The organism is Frateuria sp., assembly GCF_035943815.1.
In the GTDB taxonomy this organism is placed as follows: domain Bacteria; phylum Pseudomonadota; class Gammaproteobacteria; order Xanthomonadales; family Rhodanobacteraceae; genus Frateuria_A.
In genome coordinates, this window is sequence record NZ_DASZBU010000014.1 from 276,260 (window position 1) to 293,160 (window position 16,901).

Sequence of the window (16,901 nt, forward strand, 5' to 3'; positions counted from 1 at the left end):
ATCAGGCCGCCAGCTGGTTCAGCGCGCTGCGCAGGCGGACCATGTGCGACTCCAGCCGCGGACGCAGCTGCTGGCGCTCCTGCTCGGTGCGCGCGGCCAGGTGTTCGATCGCCATCTGCACCTTGCCGATTTCGATCATCAGGTCATGGCGGGGATAGACCGGCTGGAAGTCGAAGATGTTGTTCATGGCGGATGGGAATGGGTGGTTGGACGAAGCGGGCTCTGCAACCGCCGTGCCAGAGCGTGATCCTCGTCACATTCGGGTTTTGGCGCCGCTCCAAGGCTGACGCTCAGCGTCAGATGGCTTACAAAAAAAGCCTGAATTAGTCACTTCTTATTCACGGCGGCACTGGGAATATCTGTCCCGCAGCCGCGACGGAACGCGGAGGCGCCCGCAACTTTCCGGTTTCTGGCGCCCGGCAACACGGTCATCCTGGATTCCCCCTGTTCCTGAGACCGCCGGGCGCCAGATCTAAGCAAGGCCAAACCCCGCCCCACGGCGGGGTTTGGTTTTTTCGGGCCACAAAAGGCGACGGCGCCGTGGGATGCCCCAGCGGCGCCGTCATGCTTCCTCTCCTGGTACGCGGTCGGGCCCCTGTCTGCCCAGCCTCGGCGCGCGTCGCGCAGCGTCTGCCCATGGAAAGTGCACGGAAAGTGAAGCAGCAATCGTGCCAAGTTCTTGATTCTGCGCAGGCGCGGGCACCAAAGCGCTACCATACGCAGGTTTCGTCCCTGCCCTGCCACGCGTCTTTCCGATGATCCATCCCACCCGTTACGACGTGATCGTGGTCGGCGGCGGCCATGCCGGCACCGAGGCGGCGCTGGCCGCGGCCCGCTGCGGCGCGCGCACGCTGCTCCTGACCCACAACCTGGAAACCGTCGGCGCGATGAGCTGCAACCCGGCCATCGGCGGCATCGGCAAGGGCCATCTGGTGAAGGAGATCGATGCGCTGGGCGGCGCCATGGCGCACGCGGCCGACCGCGCCGGCATCCAGTGGCGCACGCTCAACGCCTCCAAGGGCCCGGCCGTGCGCGCCACGCGCTGCCAGGCCGACCGCGCGCTCTACCGTGCCGCCATCCGACACATGGTCGAATCGCAGCCGAACCTGGAGCTGTTCCAGCAAGCCGTCGATGACCTGATCATCGAAGGCGGCCGCGTCGCCGGCGTGGTCACGCAGATGGGCGTGAGCTTCCGTGCCGGGGCGGTGGTGCTCACCGCCGGCACCTTCCTCGCCGGCAAGATCCACATCGGCCCGGCGCAGTACGCAGGCGGGCGGGCCGGCGATCCGCCGGCGAGCACGCTGGCGCAACGCCTGCGCGAGCTGCCGGTCGCCGCCGACCGGCTCAAGACCGGCACGCCGCCACGCATCGACGCGCGCAGCATCGACTTCAACGGGCTGGAAGAACAAGCGGGCGACGATCCGGCGCCGGTGTTCTCCTACCTCGGAACGCGCCAGGAGCATCCGCGCCAGGTCAGCTGCTGGATCTCCCATACCTCCGAGCGCACGCACGCGATCATCCGCGGCGCGCTGGATCGCTCGCCGCTCTACAGCGGCCAGATCGAAGGCACCGGCCCGCGCTACTGCCCCTCGATCGAGGACAAGGTGGTGCGCTTCGCCGACAAGGCCTCGCACCAGATCTTCATCGAACCCGAAGGGTTGGACAACGTCGAGATCTACCCCAACGGCATTTCCACCTCGCTGCCGTTCGACGTGCAGCTGGCGCTGGTGCACTCGATCCGGGGCTTCGAGCACGCACACATCACGCGCCCCGGCTACGCCATCGAGTACGACTATTTCGACCCGCGCGGGCTCAACCCGTGGCTGGAGACCAAGGCGATCGGCGGCCTGTACTTCGCCGGCCAGATCAACGGCACTACCGGCTACGAGGAGGCGGCCGCGCAGGGCCTGGTCGCCGGCCTCAACGCGGCGCGCATGGCGCGCGGCGAGGCGCCCTGGTTCCCGCGCCGCGACGAGGCCTATATCGGCGTGCTGATCGACGACCTGACCAGCAACGGCACGCTCGAGCCCTACCGCATGTTCACCTCGCGGGCCGAATACCGGTTGCATCTGCGCGAGGACAACGCCGACCTGCGCCTGACCGAGCAGGGCTTCGCGCTGGGCGTGGTGCCGCAGGCGCGCTTCGATGCGCTGCGCGCCAAGCGCGAGGCTGTCGAACGCGAGACACAGCGGCTGGCTTCGCTGTGGGCCGCGCCGAACAACGCACTGGGCGCGGCGATCGAGCGCCGGCTCGGCATTGCCGTCAGTCGCGAAACGAGCGCATTGGACCTCTTGCGCCGGCCCGAGCTCGACTACGCCAAGCTCACCGCCGTGGCCGAACTCGGCCCCGCCGTCGAGCGCGAGGACGTCGCCGCGCAGGTCGAGGTGCAGGCCAAGTACGCCGGCTACCTGGAGCGCCAGCGTGAGGAGATCGAGCGCCAGCGCCGCCACGAGCACACGGATATCCCCGCCGGCTTCGACTACGACAAGGTGCACGGCCTGTCCGCCGAAGTGCTGCTCAAGCTCAAGCGCACGCAGCCGGCGACGCTCGGCCAGGCCGCGCGCATCAGCGGCGTCACGCCCGCGGCGATTTCGCTGCTGCTGGTGCACCTCAAGCGCCGCAGCGCCTGAGGCGCCCGTCTTCCTCTCCCCGGAGGGGAGAGGGAGCGGTGCGCGGTGGCCCGTGGCATCATCGCTTGCATTGAGGTCTTCGGAGTTTTGCGGATGGAAGTCTGGATCGGCCGCGACGGCCAGCGCCATGGTCCCTACAAGGAGGACGACGTACGCGCCTGGCTGCGCGAAGGCAAGCTCGCCGGTGCGGACCTGGGCTGGTACGAGGGCCTGGCCGACTGGCAGCCGCTCTCGGTGCTGTTCCCCGATGCGCTGGCGGCCACGCCGCCGCCGTTCACTTCGGCCGCCGCTGCGGTGCCGCCGCCGACCACCACGGCCGCGCTGGAGGACTATGCCGGCTTCTGGAAGCGGCTCATCGCCTACATCATCGACGCGATCGTGTTGTTCATCCCCAACACGATCATCATGAAAGTCTTCGGCGATGCCGCCGCGCAGGAACACCTGCAGCAGACCGTGCTCTCCGCCGGCCAGGACATCGAGCGGGCGATGGCCGCGTACGGCCACTACTACGAAACCATGCAGACCGCCTACCTGCTCACCTGGCTGCTCGCCTGGCTCTATTTCGCGATCTGCGAAAGCTCGGCCTGGCAGGGGACCGTCGGCAAGCTGGCGATGGGCATCCGCGTGACCGACCTGGAAGGCCGGCGCATCAGCTTTCCGCGCGCGCTGGGGCGCTATGCGGCCAAGATCCTCAGCGCCATGATCCTGCTGATCGGCTTCCTGATGGTCGCCTGGACGCGCCGCAAGCAGGGTCTGCACGACATGCTCGCCAACACGCTGGTGCTCAACGGCCGCGCCGGCGCCTTTCGCGAGGCACGCCGCCAGGACGACCGGTCCTTCCACGCCTGAGCTGCTGCTGAGCCGCAGCGCAGGATGAAGCATGCCCCTCCGCGGCGACGTGGAATCGGGTCGGCAGTCATCCGACGAATGCCGGCGCGGTTGCTATGATCGGCGGCTTCCTGCATCACCGAAGCACGATCACATGCTCAGCATCGAACACCGCATTGCCCAGGACATCGCCGCCCAGCCCGCACAGGTGCGCGCGGCGGTGGCTCTGCTCGACGAAGGCGCCACCGTGCCGTTCATCGCCCGCTACCGCAAGGAAGTCACCGGCGGCTTGGACGACACTCAGCTGCGCCTGCTGGAGGAGCGCCTGCGCTATCTGCGCGAGCTGGAGGAGCGCCGCGGTGCGGTGCTCGCCAGCATCGAGGAACAGGGCAAGCTCACCGATGCACTGCAGAACGAGATCCTTGCCGCCGACACCAAGGCGCGGCTGGAAGACCTTTACTTGCCATACAAGCCCAAGCGCCGCACCAAGGCGCAGATCGCGCGCGAGGCCGGGCTGGAGCCGCTCGCCAGCGGCCTGCGCGAGGACCCGACGCTGGTGCCCGAAACCTTCGCCGAGCGGTTCGTCGACGCCGACAAGGGCGTTGCCGACGCGCGCGCCGCGCTCGACGGCGCGCGCGCGATCCTGATGGAATCGATCGCCGAGGACGCCCACCTGGTCGGCGAGCTGCGGGACTGGCTGTGGGAGAAGGGGCAGATTCGCGCCAGGGTGGTCGAAGGCAAGGAGAACGAGGGCGCGAAGTTCCGCGACTACTTCGACCACGTCGAGCCGATCGGCAAGATTCCCTCGCACCGCCTGCTGGCGCTGATGCGCGCACGCAACGAGGGCGTGATCGAACTGGAGCTGCAGCCGGCGCTTGACGCCGAGCAGGGCCACCTGGAAGGCGAGGGCCGCGTGGCCGCGCATGCCGGCATTCACGAGCGCGGCCGCGCCGCCGACGCCTGGCTGCGCGAGACGGTGCGCCTGACCTGGCGCGTGAAGCTGCATCTGCACCTGACGCTGGACTTGTTCGGCCGCGTGCGCGAGGGCGCCGAGGACGAGGCGATCCGAGTGTTCGGCGACAACCTCAAGGACCTGATGCTAGCCGCACCGGCGGGCGCCAAGACCGTGATGGGCCTGGACCCGGGCATCCGCACCGGCGTCAAGGTCGCGGTGGTCGATGCCACCGGCAAGCTGCTGGCTACCGACACGATCTACCCCCACGAACCCAGGCGCCAGTGGAACGAGTCGCTGGCCGCGCTGGCGCGGCTGTGCCAGAAACACCGCGTGGACCTCATCGCCATCGGCAACGGCACCGCTTCGCGCGAGACCGACAAGCTAGCCGGCGAACTGGTCAAAGGCCTGGCCAAGACCCACCCCGAGCACAAGCTGTCGAAGGTCGTGGTGAGCGAGGCCGGCGCATCGGTCTATTCCGCTTCGGAAACCGCCGCGAAGGAGTTTCCGGAGCTGGACGTGAGCCTGCGCGGCGCCGTCTCCATCGCCCGCCGCCTGCAGGACCCGCTCGCCGAACTGGTGAAGATCGACCCCAAGGCGATCGGCGTGGGCCAGTACCAGCACGACGTCAACCAGGTGAAGCTGGCGCGCGCGCTGGACGCCAGGGTCGAGGACTGCGTCAACGCCGTAGGCGTGGATGTCAATACCGCATCGGCCGCCCTGCTCTCGCGCGTGGCGGGCCTTTCCCCCAGCGTGGCCGAGAACGTGGTCAAGCACCGTGACGCCAACGGCCCGTTCGCCAACCGCAAGGCCCTCCTCAAGGTATCGCGCCTGGGCGACAAGGCGTTCGAGCAGTGCGCCGGCTTCCTGCGCGTGCCCAACGGCGACAACCCGCTGGACGCCAGCGCGGTGCATCCGGAGGCCTATCCGGTGGTCGAGCGGATCATCGCCCAGTGCGGCCGCGAGGTGCGCAACATCATCGGCGATACCGGCTTCCTGCGTGCCCTCAAACCCGAGCAGTACACCGACGGGAAGTTCGGTGTGCCGACCGTGCGCGACATCCTCAAGGAACTGGAAAAGCCCGGCCGCGATCCGCGCCCGGAGTTCGTCGCGCCGAGCTTCGCCGAGGGCGTGGAAGACCTGAAGGACCTCAGGCCCGGCATGATTCTGGAAGGCCGCGTCACCAACGTCGCCGCGTTCGGCGCCTTCGTCGACATCGGCGTGCACCAGGACGGCCTGGTGCACGTCTCGGCGCTGTCGCACGGCTTCGTCAAGGACCCGCGCGACGCGGTCAAGGCCGGCGACATCGTCAAGGTCAAGGTGATGGAGGTTGACATCCCGCGCCAGCGCATCGGCCTGTCGATGCGACTGGACGACGAGCCCGGCCCGGCCCGCGCAACGAGGCCGGCCGGCAACGATGCGCGCCCGGGCAACCGCGACGCCCGCCCACCGCGCCAGGGCAACCCGGCCAAGCCCGCTCCCTCGCCGACCAACAGTGCGCTGGCCGACGCCCTGCTGCGCGCCAAGCAGCGCTGACGACATCGGCCCGCGCGATGCGTCGCAGCATGCGCTTCCGTATGGAGTGCATTAACGTAACGCGCAAATAACGAGGCCAATCCCGGCCACAGGAGCGTCAACCATGCCCCGTACTCGTCCTCTTGCCGGCGCCATCCTGGCTGGCTTGCTGTTCAGCTCGGCAGCCGCCGCCACCGACTTCAGCAAGGTCGTGGTGTTCGGCGATAGCCTGAGCGATGCCGGCAACCTGTCGCTTTCGCAAGGCTCGCCGATCCCCCTGCGCTTCACCACCAACCCGGGCACCACCACGGCCCAGAACGTGGCTGCGGGGCTGGGCTTCACGCTGGCGCCGTCGGTGACCGGCGGCACTGACTTCGCCTTCGGCGGCGCCGGCGTGGTGCAGGGCGTGGCGCCGGTGCCGACGCTGCCACAACAGATGGCGATGTACCTGGGCGCCAACGGCGGCAAGGCCGACGCCAACGCGCTGTATCAGGTCTGGGGCGGCGCCAACGACATCTTCTACCTGACCGGCACCAGCACCGATGCGAACGTGCTGGCCGCCGGCACCGCCACCGCGGCGCAGACCGAAGTGGGCATGCTTGGCCAGTTGCAGGCCGCCGGCGCGCGCTACGTGGTGGTCTACAACCTGCCGGACATCGGCAAGACACCGGCCAGCGCGGCCGGTGGCCCCGCGGCCCAGGCCGGCGGCACCCAGCTTGCGCTGGTCTACAACGGCATTCTCAGCACCGGCATCTCGCAGCTGAGCGCCAACGGGCTCAACGTGATCCCGGTGGATACCTTCAGGCTGATCAACGAGATCATCGCCAATCCGTCCGCCTACGGCTTCACGAACGTCACCACGCCGGCCTGCAACGGCAGCTCGGTGCAGTGCGGGCCGGCAGGCTCAGGCCTGCCTTTCTCGTACGCCGCGGGGACCGACCAGACCTACCTGTTCGCCGACGACGTGCATCCGACCACCGCCGCCCACGCGATGCTGGCCCAGTATGTGCTCGCCGAACTGGCCGCGCCGGGCCAGATGTCGCTGCTGGCCGAAGCGCCGCTGGCGGCCACCGCCGCGCAGTACCGCTCGATCCGCAACGAGATGCTGGCCGACGGCCAGGGCAGCGACACGCGCTTCTTCGCCAGTGCCGACTACGGCCGGCAGCGCTTCGACGCCACCGACGCCTCGCCCAAGACCAACAGCAACAACGTAAACCTCACCCTCGGTGCCGACGTGCGCGCCGGCGAGTACGTCTCCGCGGGCGTGGCGCTGAGCCTGGGCCAGAGCAATGCCGACTTTGCCGGCGGCGCGGGCGGTTACAAGATGCACGACATTTCCGGTCTCGGTTACGCGCTGTACCACAACGGCGGCGGCTACCTCGGCGGCTACGCGGGCTTTGGACAGTCCAATTTCACCGACGTCGACCGGCGCATCAGGCTGGGCGGCGCCTTGCGCAGCGAAGGCGGCAAGGCCGACGGCACGCACTTGGGAGGCGGCCTCGAGGGCGGCTGGTGGTTCCAGGCCGGCGGACTGCAGACCGGTCCGTTCGCTCACCTGGAGTGGCAGACGGTGAAGGTGAACGGCCACGCCGAATCCGGCAGCAGCAGCACGGCGATGTGGTTCGGCCGGCAGCAGCGCGACGCACTGATCGGTTCGCTGGGCTGGCGCCTGCAAGGCCATTGGCAGGTCGGCGGCACGATGCTGATGCCCTACGCGGAAGTGGCGTGGAACCACGACGACAAGGCCGACCCGCGCGAAGTCCAGGCTGGCTTGGTGGGCATGCCCGGCAGCTTCTCGCTGTCCGGCTACGTGCCGGACAAGACCTGGACCAGCACGGACCTGGGTCTGTCCGCCCAGTTCGGCTCCAACGTGACCGGCTGGTTCGGCTACCACGGCCGTTTCAGCGACCGTACGCAGAGGGACAACAGCATCAACCTGGGCGTGAAGATCGACTTCTGAAACCGGTCGCGCGACCGCAAAAAAAGCCGCCTTCGGGCGGCTTTTTTTTCGTTGCGGCGGGTATCCGGTGACCGGGCGCCCCGTGAGCGGCGAGCTTACTTGCCCTTGCCGCCCGTCGCCATGGAGAGGATGTCCTCGGCCTGCTTCTTCAGGCTCGCCGCCTCGTCGTCGGCCAGCGCGCTGGTCTTGCCGTCGGCGACGACCTGCTTGAGCACGAGGTTGCCGTCCTTGTCCCAGCCGGCACGCTCGGTCGAAGTGGGCTTGGCATCCTGGCTGGCCTTCTTCTGCTGCACGACCACCCACGGCTGGCCGTCCTTGTAGGCAAAATCGGTGCTGGTGAAGCCCTTGTCGCCGTAGTCGGCACGGGCCCGGATGAATTGCACCGCGCCGTTGGCACGGAACACCTGCCAGGCGCGCGAGACATCCTTCTCCAGCTTGGTGCCGTTGCTGATCTTCATGCCGCCGATCTGCTTCTGCACGGCCTGGAATTCGGCCATCTCCTTCTCGGCCGCGGTCTGTTCCGGCACCAGTTCGATCGACACCTGGGTGGGTGCGCCCTTGGTCAGCACCGGCGCCTGCAGCGCCATCTTGTAGTTGCGCTCACCGTCGGTAAGTTGTGCCTGGATCACGTACAGGTCGGCCGGGTTCACGTCCGCCGGATTGAAGTTGAGCTCGAAGGACGCCGGAAGCTGCACCGGCGCAATGGTCTTGCTGGCCAGCGGCGCGGCGCCGGCCTGGCCGGTGGAGGACACGTCGACCAGATTGACCACCAGCTTCGCCTCGGGCGACAGCGTGTTGTCACCGCGCACATTGATGGTGCCGGTCACCGTGTTGGCCTTGGTTGCCGCGGTCGCGTTCGGGGCACCCTGCCCGGGCGCGTTGGAACCGTTGCAGCCAGCCAGGGCCAGCGCAGCTACCGACATCAGCGACCAGACCATCCTGCGCATCGGGAAAACCTCTATTGAAATGCTCGGGGAATGCACGGAAACCGACGCCTGGCGCCCTGTTTTCCGCGGGGGAAGTTCCAAGCATAGCGGAAAATTTCGCTCACGGGCAAAAGTCAAGCCAGACCCAAGGCGGCCAACGCAACCGTGCCACTCTCGTTCACACCGGGTAAACACCGGCAGTCGCCACGCTTTCCGCACGCCATCGAAAGCCTGCGGTAAGCACGGCGCGCTAGGATTGGCCAGCGAGCCGCATTTCCGCGGCGATTGGCGTTGTTTCTGCTGTCTGGACCAAGACTATGAACCTCGCACCCCTCTCTCCCGTCCCGGAAACCGGTAGCTCCTTTGCCGATCGCATCAGGTTTCTGATCCAGCGCGTGGGCAGCGCCACGGAGATCGCAAGAATGTGCGGCTTCTCCGAGGGTGTCGTACGCAGCTGGCGCGATGGCAATACCGACCCTTCGCGTGCCCGCTGCGTGACGCTGGCGCGCACCCTGGGCATTTCGCTGGTGTGGCTGGTGGCCGGCGAAGGCGCGATCGCCGCGGACGTGGACCAGCCCGCCGGCGAGGAGCAGTACTCCACAGAAACCGTGCACCGATTGCGGTTGCGCCCCCATGGATCGGCCGAAGTGTTCGACAGCAACAACAACGGCATGGACACGCAGCGACTGCATGCGGCGATGCGCATCCTGCAGTCAGAGCTGGACCTGGCCGGCAACCCGTTCACACTGGCCGAGAACACCGACCTGCTGGCCAGTCTCTACGAGGCGTTGGGCCCCGGCGGCACGCGCGTGGACACCGACGCGATGCTGGTGTTCAACCGGAAACTGGCCGAACGCATCCACCGCGCCAGGGTCAGCGCCTGAGCTACAGCCGCGCGATATCGGCCACCGCGCTGAACTGCGCCTGCAGGCGGGCGAGCAGGGCCAGCCGGTTGGCGCGCACACGCGGATCCTCGGCGTTGACCAGCACCTTGTCGAAGAACGCGTCCACGGGCGCCTGCAGCCGCGCCAGGCGGGCCAGCACGGCGGTGTAGTCGCCGTTGGCGCGCGACGCGGCGGTGTCGGCCACGGCGGCGTCCAGCGCAGCGGCCAGGTCATGCTCGGCCGGCAGCTCGAAGCACGCCGGATCGACTTCGCCGCCCGGGATCTCGCCCGTTTCTTCCTGGGCCTTGCGCAGGATGTTGGCCACCCGCTTGTTGGCAGCCGCCAGGCTCATCGCCTCCGGCCGGCGGCCAAACTCCATCACCGCGCGCAAGCGGCGGTCGAAGTCGGGCAGCGTGGCGGGGCCGGTGGCCAATACCGCCTCGAACTGCTCGCTGGTGAAGCCCATTTCGGCGTAGTAGCCGCGCAGGCGGTCGAACACGAAATCGGTAAGTTCGGCCACCAGCGCCGCGCGCCGCGCACCGGCGTTCAGCGCCGGCGGCTTGCCATCCTTGCCCGGCTTCAGGCCCGCGACGAGCGCGGCCTCGGGCAGCAGCTCCAGCGCCTCGGCAAAGCTGGCGCGCAGGTCGAGTTCCAGGCCCCCCTCGACCAGCGTGCGGGCCAGGCCCAGCGCGGCACGACGCAGCGCAAACGGATCCTTGGTGCCGCTGGGCTTGAGTCCCACGGCGAAGATGCCCGCCAGCGTGTCGAACCGCTCGGCCACGGCAAGCACTTGGCCGACCGCATCGCCGGCAATGGCGTCGCCAGCGAAGCGCGGCTGGTAATAGCTGTCCAGCGCGGTCGCTACCGCCTCGCCTTCGCCCTGACGCTGCGCGTAGTGGCGGCCCATCACGCCCTGCAGTTCAGGGAACTCGCCCACCATGCGGGTCAACAAGTCGCATTTGCTCAGGGAGGCCGCGCGCGTGGCCGCGCCGGCGTCGACGCCGACGCGGGCGGCGATCACGCGGGCCAGTTCCGCCACGCGCACGCTCTTGTCCCACAGGCTGCCCAGCGCCTGCTGGTAGGTCACGTTGTTCAGCGGCTCCTGGTAGCTGGCCAGCGGCGTCTTCAGGTCCTCGTCCCAGAAGAACTTGGCGTCGGCAAAGCGGGGACGGATGACCCGCTCATAGCCCTTGCGGATCTCCACCGGATCCTTGGACTCGATATTGGCGATACCGACGAAGTGTTCGGTGAGCCGGCCCGCCGCATCGAACACGGGCACGAATTTCTGGTTGGTCTCCATGGTGGTGACCAGCGCCTCGGGCGGCACCGCGAGGAACTCCCGCTCGAACGCGCAGGCGATCGCCGTCGGCCATTCGGTGAGGTTGGCGATCTCGTCTAGCAGCGCGCCGTCCAGCCTTGGCACGCCGCCGGTCTGCGTCGCCACGCGCGCCACCTCGGCGCGAATGCGCTCGCGCCGCTCGAGCGGATCGACCAGCACCTTGGCCGCGCGCAGCGCATCGAGCCAGCCGTCGGCGTCGGTCACGTGCACCGGGTTTGGGTGCATGAAGCGATGGCCGCGCGACTTGCGGCCGCTCTTCAGGCCCAGCACCTCGCCGTCGATGATGTCCGCGCCATGCAGCATCACCAGCCAGTGCACAGGGCGCACGAAGGCATAGTCGTGATCGGCCCAGCGCATCGGGCGCGGGACCGGCAGGCCCTTGAGCGCCTCCTCGACGATCTCCGGCAGCAGCGCAGCCAAGCTCTGGCCGGGCTTGACCGCGCGGAAGACGAACCAGGCGCCCTTGTCGGTTTCCTGCTTCTCCAGCTGCGCGACCTCCACCCCGCAGGACTGCGCGAAACCCAGCAGCGCCTTGGACGGCTGCCCCTGCGCATCCAGCGCAGCGCCCACCGCCGGACCCCGGCGCTCGACCTGCTGGTCGGGCTGCGTGGCCACCACCGCCGGCACCAGCACGGCCAGCCGGCGCGGCGTGCAGTACGCGCGGGCCTGGTCGAGCGCGGCCTCGATACCGCGCTTGCCCAGACCTTGCACGATCCCGTCCAGGAAGGCCTGCGAGAGTTCGTCCAGCGCCTTGGGCGGCAGCTCTTCGGTGCCCAGTTCGATCAGCAGCGATTTGGCGGCGCTCATGCGGCCTGCTCCTTGGAAACGTCCTTCAGGCCGGGAAAACCGAGCTTCTCGCGCTGCGCCACGTACGCCTCCGCGACGGCGCGGGAGAGCGTGCGCACGCGCAGGATGTAGCGCTGGCGTTCGGTGACGCTGATCGCGCGGCGCGCATCGAGCAGGTTGAAGGTGTGGCTGGCCTTCATCACCTGCTCGTACGCCGGCAGCGGCAGGCCGGCGGCGATCAGCTGGTTGGCGGTGGCCTCGCAGACGTCGAACCAGCGCAACAGCTCCGGCACGTTGGCGTGCCGGAAGTTATAGGTACTCTGCTCGACCTCGTTCTGGTGGAACACGTCGCCGTAGGTGACGGCCCCTCGCGGCCCGTCAGTCCAGATCAAGTCATAAACGTTATCTACATTTTGCAGGTACATCGCCAGGCGCTCGAGGCCGTAGGTGATCTCGCCGGTTACCGGGCGACACTCCAGGCCGCCTGCCTGCTGGAAGTAGGTGAACTGGGTGACCTCCATGCCGTTGAGCCACACCTCCCAGCCCAGGCCCCAGGCACCCAGCGTGGGCGACTCCCAGTTGTCCTCGACGAAGCGCAGGTCGTGCACCAGCGGGTCCAGCCCCAGCTCCTTCAGCGAGCCGATGTACAGCTCCAGGATGTTCTCCGGGTTGGGCTTCATCACCACCTGGTACTGGTAGTAGTGCTGCAGGCGGTTGGGGTTCTCGCCGTAGCGGCCGTCGGTGGGGCGGCGCGAGGGCTGCACGTAGGCGGCGGCCCAGGGCTCCGGACCCAGCGCGCGCAGGAAGGTGGCCGGGTGGAAGGTACCCGCGCCGACCTCGGTATCCAGCGGCTGCAGCAGCACGCAGCCCTGCGCGCCCCAGTAGCGGTTGAGGGTCTGGATCACGTCCTGGAAGGTGCGCGCTGGCATGGGCGATAGGCCTTGCAACAAAGCGCGTTAGTATAGCCAAGCCCGCGCCCGCACCGGCCCGGTGCCGGATCGAACGCATTCACGGGAGGCCGTCCGGATGGCCGCATCACCGCAAATAGCATCGTTGCTCGGCCGCCGCGGCAAGCTCGGGCTGGACGACGTGCTGGCTGCACTGGTGGTCGACGGCTACCTTTCCGCCGAGGACGCCAAGAACGTGCGCATGGGCTCGCGCGCCGGTCGCAGCACGGTGGAGCTGCATCCGCTGGTGCTGATCGCCAACGCCAAGCTGCCCAACCTGCGCGAACCCGGGCGCCCGCTGCGCCTGGAGGGCCTGACCGAATGGCTGGCCGGCCAGGCGGCGCTGCCCTACCTGAAGATCGACCCGATGAAGATCAACGTGGCGGCGGTCACCCAGGTGGTCAGCCATGCCTACGCCACGCGGCATCGCATCCTGCCGGTGGCGGCCACGCCCTCGGAGGTGACCTTCGCCACCAGCGAGCCGTTCGACGCGGCCTGGGCCACCGACCTCTCGCACATGCTGCGCCGTGACGTGCGGCGGGTGGTGGCCAGCCCGCTGGACATAAACCGCTACCTGGCCGAGTTCTACGGCGTGCAGCGCTCCATCCAGCTGGCGCAGGATGCCAAGGCGGCCGGCTACGACACCTCCGCGGCGATCCTCAATTTCGAGCAACTGGTCGAGCTGGGCAAGACCGGCGAGGTCGGCGCGGACGACCGCCACGTCGTGCACATTGTCGACTGGCTGCTGCAGTACGCCTTCGAGCAGCGCGCCTCGGACATCCACCTGGAGCCCCGACGCGAGGCCGGGCAGATGCGTTTTCGCATCGACGGCGTGATGCACAAGGTGTTCGAATTGCCGCCGCCGGTGATGAGCGCGGTGACCGCGCGCATCAAGATCCTCTCGCGCATGGACGTGGCCGAGAAGCGCCGCCCGCAGGATGGCCGCATCAAGACGCGCTCCTCCGCCGGACGCGAAGTCGAGCTGCGCATCTCGACCATGCCCACCGCCTTCGGCGAAAAGGTGGTCATGCGCATCTTCGATCCGGACATCGTCGCCAAGGACTTCGGCCAGCTCGGCTTCTCGCCCGAGGAAGGCGCGATCTGGCGTTCGATGGTCGAGCGTCCGCACGGCATCGTGCTGGTCACCGGGCCGACCGGTTCGGGCAAGACCACCACGCTGTATTCCACGCTCAAGCACCTGGCCCGGCCCGAGCTCAACGTCTGCACGGTGGAAGACCCGATCGAGATGGTGAGTGCCGAGCTCAACCAGATGCAGGTGCAACCCTCGATCGACCTGGACTTCGCCGCCGGCGTCCGCACGCTGTTGCGCCAGGACCCGGACATCATCATGGTCGGCGAGATCCGCGACCTGGAAACCGCGCAGATGGCGGTGCAGGCCTCGCTCACCGGTCACCTGGTGCTATCCACCCTGCACACCAACGACGCACCCAGCGCCGTAACCCGTCTGCTCGACCTGGGCGTCCCGCATTACCTGATCCAATCGACGCTGACCGGTGTCGTCGCGCAACGCCTGGTGCGCACGCTGTGCCCGCACTGCAAGCGCGAAGCGCCGCAGGATCCGCACACCTGGACCGCGTTGACCCATGGTTGGTCGCTCGAGGTGCCCGAGCGAGTGTTCGAGCCGGTCGGCTGCCTGGAATGCCGCAACACCGGCTTCATGGGCCGCACGGGTGTCTACGAGATGTTCAAGCTCAGCCCACGGCTGCGCGGCCTGATCTCCGCGCAACTGGACCTGGACCGCTTCGGTGGCGGCGCGCTTGCCGAAGGCATGCAGCCGTTGCGCATCTCGGCCGCGGCGCAGGTGGCCAAAGGCTTGACCACGGTGCAGGAAGTGCTCACCGTATTGCCGCCGATCGAACACGAAAGCCTGTCCTAGTCCGGCAGCCAACGACACCGTTCCCGCATGAAGCCCATCCTGATCATCCGCACCGGCCGCGCGCCGGATGCCATCCGTGCGCGCCACGGCGATTTCCCGCACTGGTTTCGCCTGTGTGCGGCGCTTTCGCCGATGCGCTTGAGGATCGTCGACGTCGCCGCAGGCGAGATCCTGCCTTCGCCTCGGGAGATGGCCGGCGCGCTGATCACCGGCTCGGCCGCCATGGTCACCGAGCGCGCGGCCTGGAGCGAGCGGACCGCCGGGTGGATCCGTGATGCGATGGACGCGCAGCTGCCGCTGTTCGGCGTGTGCTACGGCCACCAGCTGATGGCGCACGCACTGGGCGGCCGGGTCGATTACCTGCCGGGCGGGCGCGAGATCGGCACCCAGCCGATCGAGCTGACATCCGCAGCGGCCCATGACCCGCTTACCGCCCGGTTGCCCGCGAGCTTCCGCGCGCACACCACGCACGAGCAGAGCGTGCTCGAACCGCCGTCTAGTGCGACGGTGCTCGCCCGGTCCGAACGCGATCCGCATCACCTGCTGCGCTACGGGCCGCACGCCGCCAGCGTGCAGTTCCATCCGGAGTTCAACGCGGATGTCATGCGCGCCTACATCCACCGCAAGCGCGATGCGATGCGTCGCGAGGGTAGCGATCCGCAACGGGTGTATCGCCAGGTCGCGGCCACTCCCATCGCACGTGGGATCATGCGCGACTTCGGCCTGCGGCACGGCCTGAGCGCCTGAGTGGAAGCAGTTGGGCGGGCGCTCAGCGCGGTCTGGACGGCATTGGGAAAGGGGCGATCTTCTGCCCGTCGGCGGCGTCGCGGATAGCCAATGCGCCCTTGCGCTCGACCTCTTCGATGCGCACCACGGCCTGCATCGGCAGGTGCAGCACACGAGTGTCGGCGAACTCCTCGCGCAGACGCTCTTCGCTGGGGTCGACCAGCAGGCCCGAGCCGACGGGCTCGAACTCCAGCTCGCCGATCTCCGTGAAGCCCCACAAGGCACTCGAGGCCACGTGCCGAGCGTACAGCTCGTAGCACTTGCCAAGGTGCAGGAACGTCACTTTGTAGAGTTTCCGGGTACGCATGATGTGCAGTTTATCCGCGCAGGCGCCTGGCGATGGCCTCACGCGAAAACAGCGCAAACAGGACCCCGAACAGAAACCCGGCGATGTGCGTCCACCAGACCACCGCGCCATAGCTTGGACCGGCGTAGCTGAAGAGCAATTGCAGCAATACCCAGATGCCGATCAGCAGGAAGGCCGGCACGCGCACGAATTCCAGGAACAGGCCCAACGGAAGCACCAGTCCCAGCCGTGCCCGGGGAAACAAGGCCACGTAGGCGCCCAGCACGGCCGATACCGCACCACTGCAGCCGATGATCGGCAGGCGCACGCCGGCCAGGGTAAGTGCGCCGACCAGATTGGACACGATACCGCCCACCACGAACAGCGAAAGGAATCGTGCCGATCCAAGCGTACGCTCCGCAGGCAGGCCGAAGATCACCAGGAACAGCAGATTGCTGAGCAGGTGTATCCAGGCCACATGGATGAATAAGGCCGTGAACAGGCGCAGCAGCGCGGGGTCGGCCAACTGCCGCCAGAACGCGTCATGGATATCGAAGATGTCCGCTGGGATGGTGCCCCATTCGAGCAGGAACGAAATCCGCTGCCGCGAGGGCATGAGTGCCAACGCCACAAAGCTGGCCACACAGACCAGCACCAACAGCAATGTCGCCCATTGCGCGGTCGAGCGCCGGCGGGTTTCCACGTGAACGAACAAGGCACTCCCCATGCGCTGCCTGCGTCCACGCATCATAGGGGGTGTGCCCCGAGTTGGGCCACGCGTCGATCGAAATGGAATGATTGGCACCGCTGATGGCGGCAACGGAAAAGGCCGCCGCCCACCCGGCTTGGGCGTCGTGTCCGATGCCTTGTCCCGAGAAAAGCTTGCGAGAAAAGCTTGAGGAGACGCGCGGCACGGAACCGCAGGTAATGCTGCCTCATGGCGGGGAGGCGAGTCCCGCATGCACGAACGCCGGGCCCTTTGCCCGCGCGACCCATTGCCGATGGCCGGCCAGCCAAACGCAAAACAAGAAAAAACCCCCACCGGTTACGGTGAGGGTTTTCAGGATAAAGCCCCTGGCGGTGACCTACTCTTGCATGGACAAGCCACACTACCATCGGCGCAGCTGCGTTTCACTTCCGAGTTCGGGATGGGATCGGGTGGGAC

Annotated in this window: 13 protein-coding genes and 1 rRNA gene; 7 read left to right on the top strand and 7 right to left on the bottom strand. The window is 67.9% G+C overall.

Annotated elements, in window-relative coordinates; translation table 11 throughout:
* Position 1: 1 nt before the first annotated feature.
* On the bottom strand, positions 2-187 hold the full coding sequence (locus tag VGU65_RS10520; protein ID WP_291190104.1) for a hypothetical protein: 186 nt from the start codon (positions 185-187) through the stop codon (positions 2-4).
* Positions 188-755: 568 nt separating this feature from the next.
* Between VGU65_RS10520 and mnmG the strand changes: the two genes are divergently transcribed.
* From mnmG to VGU65_RS10540, 4 genes are all read left to right on the top strand, one after another.
* Entirely contained in the window at positions 756-2,630 is a 1,875-nt protein-coding gene (gene mnmG, locus VGU65_RS10525) for a tRNA uridine-5-carboxymethylaminomethyl(34) synthesis enzyme MnmG (protein WP_327475464.1), read from the top strand.
* A 93-nt stretch (positions 2,631-2,723) separates the two neighbouring features.
* Entirely contained in the window at positions 2,724-3,479 is a 756-nt protein-coding gene (locus VGU65_RS10530; RefSeq protein ID WP_327475466.1) for an RDD family protein, read from the top strand.
* Positions 3,480-3,612: 133 nt separating this feature from the next.
* Positions 3,613-5,946: a Tex family protein gene (locus VGU65_RS10535; protein WP_327475468.1), complete on the top strand. Its 2,334-nt coding sequence runs from the start codon at positions 3,613-3,615 to the stop codon at positions 5,944-5,946.
* Between the two features lie 103 nt (positions 5,947-6,049).
* Positions 6,050-7,885, top strand: coding sequence for an autotransporter domain-containing protein (locus tag VGU65_RS10540; RefSeq protein ID WP_327475470.1), 1,836 nt, complete (start codon positions 6,050-6,052; stop codon positions 7,883-7,885).
* A 95-nt stretch (positions 7,886-7,980) separates the two neighbouring features.
* On the opposite strand, the gene VGU65_RS10545 is transcribed toward VGU65_RS10540, so the two are convergent.
* Positions 7,981-8,832 carry a DUF1481 domain-containing protein gene (locus VGU65_RS10545; RefSeq protein ID WP_327475472.1) on the bottom strand — a complete coding sequence of 284 codons (852 nt, stop codon included), beginning with the start codon at positions 8,830-8,832 and terminating at the stop codon, positions 7,981-7,983.
* A gap of 296 nt (positions 8,833-9,128) precedes the next feature.
* Between VGU65_RS10545 and VGU65_RS10550 the strand changes: the two genes are divergently transcribed.
* Entirely contained in the window at positions 9,129-9,695 is a 567-nt protein-coding gene (locus VGU65_RS10550) for a helix-turn-helix domain-containing protein (RefSeq protein ID WP_327475474.1), read from the top strand.
* Between the two features lies 1 nt (position 9,696).
* Here VGU65_RS10550 and glyS read toward each other — a convergent pair whose 3' ends face one another.
* Positions 9,697-11,841 (bottom strand): glycine--tRNA ligase subunit beta, encoded by a 2,145-nt coding sequence (gene glyS, locus VGU65_RS10555; RefSeq protein WP_327475476.1) that lies wholly within the window; start codon positions 11,839-11,841, stop codon positions 9,697-9,699.
* Positions 11,838-12,749, bottom strand: a complete 912-nt coding sequence (glyQ, locus tag VGU65_RS10560; protein ID WP_327475478.1) for a glycine--tRNA ligase subunit alpha — start codon at positions 12,747-12,749, stop codon at positions 11,838-11,840. Before glyQ ends, glyS begins: the two co-directional genes overlap by 4 nt.
* Positions 12,750-12,846: 97 nt before the next feature.
* Between glyQ and tfpB the strand changes: the two genes are divergently transcribed.
* Both tfpB and VGU65_RS10570 read left to right on the top strand, forming a co-directional pair.
* Complete coding sequence (gene tfpB, locus VGU65_RS10565; RefSeq protein WP_327475479.1) at positions 12,847-14,664, top strand: type IV pilus assembly ATPase TfpB; 1,818 nt, start codon at positions 12,847-12,849, stop codon at positions 14,662-14,664.
* Between the two features lie 27 nt (positions 14,665-14,691).
* On the top strand, positions 14,692-15,411 hold the full coding sequence (locus tag VGU65_RS10570) for a glutamine amidotransferase (protein ID WP_327475480.1): 720 nt from the start codon (positions 14,692-14,694) through the stop codon (positions 15,409-15,411).
* Positions 15,412-15,433: 22 nt separating this feature from the next.
* On the opposite strand, the gene VGU65_RS10575 is transcribed toward VGU65_RS10570, so the two are convergent.
* The 3 genes from VGU65_RS10575 to rrf form a co-directional block, all read right to left on the bottom strand.
* Complete coding sequence (locus VGU65_RS10575) at positions 15,434-15,757, bottom strand: DUF1820 family protein (RefSeq protein WP_327475482.1); 324 nt, start codon at positions 15,755-15,757, stop codon at positions 15,434-15,436.
* A 10-nt stretch (positions 15,758-15,767) separates the two neighbouring features.
* Positions 15,768-16,451 carry a rhomboid family intramembrane serine protease gene (locus VGU65_RS10580; RefSeq protein WP_327475484.1) on the bottom strand — a complete coding sequence of 228 codons (684 nt, stop codon included), beginning with the start codon at positions 16,449-16,451 and terminating at the stop codon, positions 15,768-15,770.
* Positions 16,452-16,808: 357 nt separating this feature from the next.
* Positions 16,809-16,901: ribosomal RNA gene (gene rrf / locus VGU65_RS10585) — 5S ribosomal RNA — on the bottom strand; the annotation flags it as partial.